Consider the following 4,025-nt stretch of genomic DNA (forward strand, 5'->3'; position numbering starts at 1 on the left):
GTCCTGAACTTCCTCCATGAGGGCGCTGCCATTAATGTCCTGGCGGCGCTTCACCATGCCGATCTCTCCGTCGTCGATGTTGGAGTYGATGCAGACTTTGGGAATATTTCCGGGCTCCTGCACCGCAAGGTGAGTCGGGGTACCCGCAACATACTTCACGAGCCAGCCATGACACAACAGGAGGCCGAGCAGGCGCTCTCAGTCGGGATCCAACTCGCCTCAGACGCAGCCGCTGCGGGAGTTGCAATGATAGCTATTGGCGAGATGGGAATCGGCAATACCACTTCTGCAAGCGCCATCACTTGCGCTTTAACTGGAACGACACCAGAAGAGGCCACTGGCCGTGGAACTGGCATCTCCACCGATGCACATCTTCATAAAGTGGCGGTCATCCGTGCGGTTCTGCAAAAGCATTTCGCCGATGAGACAACAATTACGCCCCTAAGTGTTCTGTCTCGTGTCGGAGGCCTTGAGATCGCGGCGATGACTGGAATGATTCTTGAGGCCGCGCGGGCGCGGCTCATTGTGGCCATCGATGGATTCATCTCAACCGCCGCCGCCGCGCTCGCCGTAGCGATAGCTCCCTCAGCCGCGGGTTATCTCATAGCCGGTCATCAATCACAGGAACCCGGCCACCGGCTCCTACTCAATCACCTGCGGCTGGCGCCAGTCCTGTCCCTCGACATGCGTCTTGGAGAAGGGACGGGCGCAGTTCTTGCGATGCCTGTCATCGAATCCGCAATCGCACTCTACACGCGAATGGCGACATTCTCATCCGCCGGCGTGAGTGGGGCATCATGAGCAAAATTCTTCAACCTCGCCGGGCCGTCTCCGAGTTCCTTGCGGCCCTGCAGTTTCTAACACGTCTGCCCGTCCCCACGCAGCCCTATGAAGCTGATTTGCTCGCGCGATCGGTCAAGTTCTTCCCCGTTGTAGGGATCATCGTCGGTGCAAGCGGCGCACTTTCGCATTATCTCGTTGCGCCACATCTTCCGCGGATGGTAGCTGCTCTCATCACCGTTGTCTTTCTCGTGTGTGTGACCGGAGGCCTGCACGAGGACGGATTCGCTGATGTTGCGGACGCATTTGGCGGCGGCACAAACCGGGAGAAGATCCTCGCTATCCTCCGCGATAGTCGCATTGGCAGCTACGGAGGAATCGCACTCATTGTGAGCCTCGTTGGTCGTACGCTATTGATCGCCACTCTGCAACTGCAGGATGTCTCCAGCTATCTGATTGCGGCGAGTGTGCTGAGCCGGTGGACACCCCTCCCGCTAAGCTTCTTCCTTCCAGCAGCACGCAACGAAGAACCGGCCTCCGCCGGCCAGGGAGCGCGCGTCGCACGACTCACAACAATCAGCTCATTGATCGCGGGAACTATAGTCAGTACTGCTGTTATTGTTTTGTTGCTAAAAAGGCGAGCAATAGCGCCTTTACTGATAAGCATAGCGATCAGCTCGCTTACGGCTACGTATTACAAGCTGCGTATCGGCGGCGTTACCGGCGACTGTTTTGGCGCCACCATTCAGATCACCGAGATTGGCGTTTATCTCTGCGGAGCGTGGACTCTATGAGCGAACTCATCTTTATTCGCCACGCAGAGACCGACATGRCAGGAAGGTTCTGCGGACACACGGACCCTTCCATCAATCAAAGAGGCCAGATCCAGGTTGCGGCTCTCATCGCGCGGCTGGGCCACGGGCTGGAATTCAATGCCATCTACAGCAGCGATCTTCAACGAGCCGTAGATACTGCTGCTTCCATCGCTACGGCCTTCCTCCGGCCGATCCACAAGAACTCCGGTCTGCGGGAGATTCACTTCGGTGACTGGGAAGGTTTGGCATGGAGAGAGATTGAAGAACGCGACCCGATCTATGCCCAGAGCGACCACAAGACGTGTGAACATTCGCGAGCTCTCCGGCTGGGATCTGGATGACTATGAATACCGCCCACATGTCAGTGACGATAAGCTCCTTCGAGCTCGATCGCGCGTGGCAAAGCGTTTCGCCTTTGTACAGCTCGATGCCGTGTGCGCCTCAGAGTCGGAGCAACTGAAGGATCTTCTTGAGCCCCATGCCTCCCGTACCGACCTCCTTGACGAGATGTCCGGGCTCTCTTGGACCCTAGGTATCGTCGACCTGAGATCGCTCATCGCATTTCAACGCAGGTTGTATTTCCCACAAGGAATCTCCTATCCCCTTCTTCCCGCTCTCGGTGACTGGCCTGCTCTCGTAGCCCTTTCGTTCGGAACGGCAAAGCCGCCCAAGTTTGATAAGACACACGATAGCGCAGGAAATACCCTGGTCCTTCGTTCCGAGAATCCAAATACACATATCCGAATAACAAACGACGCAAACTTTCCGGTCACTGTCCATACAGGAAGCCCTTTTTTCGAGGTCGCCAGCTACGCCGGCCGCTGGTTCCTGCGCGATGGTTATCACCGGGCGTTTTCCCTTCTGAAGGCCGGCATCGACCGTGTGCCCGCCGTTATCGTCAAAGCTGAGACCATCGAACAGCTGGGTGCCAATCAACCATGGTTTTTCCCGGAGAAGACCCTCTTCTCCCAAGCCCCTCCCCTTGTGGCCGACTTTCTTGAAGACGACCTGGTCAGCGAATACGATCGTCCTCGACTCATTAGAACGTTGCGCCTAACCATCGAAGACACACTGGCTCCAGAGTCAGCAACAGGAGAACAAGCATGAGCATCGCAACCAAACGTGGTGACGGAGGACAGACCGGCCTGGCCGGTGGCATCCGCGTCTCTAAAGCAGACCTTCGTGTCGAGGCCTATGGCTCGGTCGACGAGTTGAACTGCGCTCTAGGGTTCGCTCGTAGCATCTGTCAACAAAAGGAGATCGTCGACTGGACCGAAACGATTCAGCGGACGCTCTTCCGCGTAGGCTCAGCGCTGGCGACGCCACCCGACAGCAAAAAGCAACCACCAGTCATCAGCCAGGAAGACGTCGATATGCTCACTGCCTTGGTCAACCAAATTGAAGCAACTGAGGGCATTCTTTCAGACTGGTCGCTCCCTGGCGCACATACAGAATCTGCAGCCTACGAAATTGCCCGCACGGTTTGCCGTCGGGCGGAACGTGCTGCCGTTCGATTCGTCGAGAACGGTGGTGTCATACAACCGACCATCCTCCCGTACCTCAACCGCTTGTCTGATGTGATATGGCTCTTCGGCCGGAGGATCGAAGTGCTTGCCGGTGTTGAATCACGGCTCCGCCCCGAATCAAAGAGCGGCCCCAAATGGTCGAGAGCCTGGTGATGCCGGAAGATCTATCTTTCAGCGACGCCGACCGATCAGCGGTCTATCGAGCCATCGCTCTGCGCAGAGATGTCCGGCGGGGATTCCTCAACGATCCCCTGCCTGAGAAACTACTCGACCGATTGCTTGCGGCAGCTCACCATGCGCCATCGGTTGGATTTATGCAGCCGTCGCGCTTCATCGTGATCCGAAATCGCGCAATACGCCAGACGGTATACGACTGCTTCGTATCCCCGACCACATCCTTCCCGTCGCCTATCTCTGCATTGGCTATGTCGATGAGTTCGGAAGCCAGCCTGAATTACAGCTCTCGGGATGGGAAAAACGTGTCCCAATGGAGACCACCGTCTTCTACGACGCCTATGATGCGGGGGCCCAACCATGAGAGCGCGTTCTATCATGGTGCTGGGAACCAGCTCGCATGTCGGCAAGTCACTGCTTGCCGCGGCGTTGTGTCGCATCTTTGCCCAGGAAGGGTATCGCGTAGCGCCCTTCAAGTCGCAAAACATGTCGCTGAACTCAGCGGTGACGCGCGAAGGACTTGAGATAGGCCGAGCCCAGGCGCTCCAGGCTGAGGCCGCCTGCATCTTGCCGTCGGTCCACATGAATCCCATTCTGCTCAAGCCAACCGGCAATATGACCTCTCAGGTTATTGTTCATGGCAAAATATGGGGCACGCTATCCGCCGCGAACTATCACTTGCGAAGGGTCAGCGAACTGTTTCCACTTGCGTGCGAGAGCTATCAGACAC

General features: G+C 57.0%; 7 protein-coding genes. All 7 read left to right on the top strand.

Going from position 1 to position 4,025, the window contains the following annotated elements; all coding sequences use genetic code 11:
* Nucleotides 1–3: 3 nt before the first annotated feature.
* Complete coding sequence (cobT, locus tag AB4043_RS24140; protein WP_442308340.1) at nucleotides 4–801, top strand: nicotinate-nucleotide--dimethylbenzimidazole phosphoribosyltransferase; 798 nt, start codon at nucleotides 4–6, stop codon at nucleotides 799–801.
* The gene (cobS, locus tag AB4043_RS24145; protein WP_442298925.1) at nucleotides 798–1,574 is read left to right on the top strand and encodes an adenosylcobinamide-GDP ribazoletransferase; all 777 of its coding nucleotides are present in this window, start codon (nucleotides 798–800) and stop codon (nucleotides 1,572–1,574) included. Before cobT ends, cobS begins: the two co-directional genes overlap by 4 nt.
* The gene (locus AB4043_RS24150; protein ID WP_442308338.1) at nucleotides 1,571–1,936 is read left to right on the top strand and encodes a histidine phosphatase family protein; all 366 of its coding nucleotides are present in this window, start codon (nucleotides 1,571–1,573) and stop codon (nucleotides 1,934–1,936) included. Before cobS ends, AB4043_RS24150 begins: the two co-directional genes overlap by 4 nt.
* On the top strand, nucleotides 1,899–2,702 hold the full coding sequence (locus AB4043_RS24155) for a hypothetical protein (protein ID WP_442308339.1): 804 nt from the start codon (nucleotides 1,899–1,901) through the stop codon (nucleotides 2,700–2,702). The genes AB4043_RS24150 and AB4043_RS24155 overlap by 38 nt, the downstream gene beginning before the upstream one ends.
* Nucleotides 2,699–3,274: a cob(I)yrinic acid a,c-diamide adenosyltransferase gene (locus tag AB4043_RS24160; protein ID WP_442298922.1), complete on the top strand. Its 576-nt coding sequence runs from the start codon at nucleotides 2,699–2,701 to the stop codon at nucleotides 3,272–3,274. The genes AB4043_RS24155 and AB4043_RS24160 overlap by 4 nt, the downstream gene beginning before the upstream one ends.
* Nucleotides 3,274–3,819: a nitroreductase family protein gene (locus tag AB4043_RS24165; RefSeq protein ID WP_442308341.1), complete on the top strand. Its 546-nt coding sequence runs from the start codon at nucleotides 3,274–3,276 to the stop codon at nucleotides 3,817–3,819. The genes AB4043_RS24160 and AB4043_RS24165 overlap by 1 nt, the downstream gene beginning before the upstream one ends.
* Nucleotides 3,710–4,025: nucleotide-binding protein (locus AB4043_RS24170; protein WP_442308342.1), on the top strand; the 316-nt coding region annotated here is incomplete at its 3' end. The genes AB4043_RS24165 and AB4043_RS24170, both read left to right, overlap by 110 nt.

Origin of the sequence: Terriglobus sp. YAF25, assembly GCF_052113305.1 — a bacterium.
GTDB lineage: Bacteria > Acidobacteriota > Terriglobia > Terriglobales > Acidobacteriaceae > Terriglobus.

Bases quoted from the DNA above. Each gene is read 5' to 3' on its own strand.
- cobS (WP_442298925.1), top strand. From the start codon at position 798: ATGAGCAAAATTCTTCAACCTCGCCGGGCCGTCTCCGAGTTCCTTGCG.
- AB4043_RS24160 (WP_442298922.1), top strand. From the start codon at position 2,699: ATGAGCATCGCAACCAAACGTGGTGACGGAGGACAGACCGGCCTGGCC.
- AB4043_RS24165 (WP_442308341.1), top strand. From the start codon at position 3,274: ATGCCGGAAGATCTATCTTTCAGCGACGCCGACCGATCAGCGGTCTAT.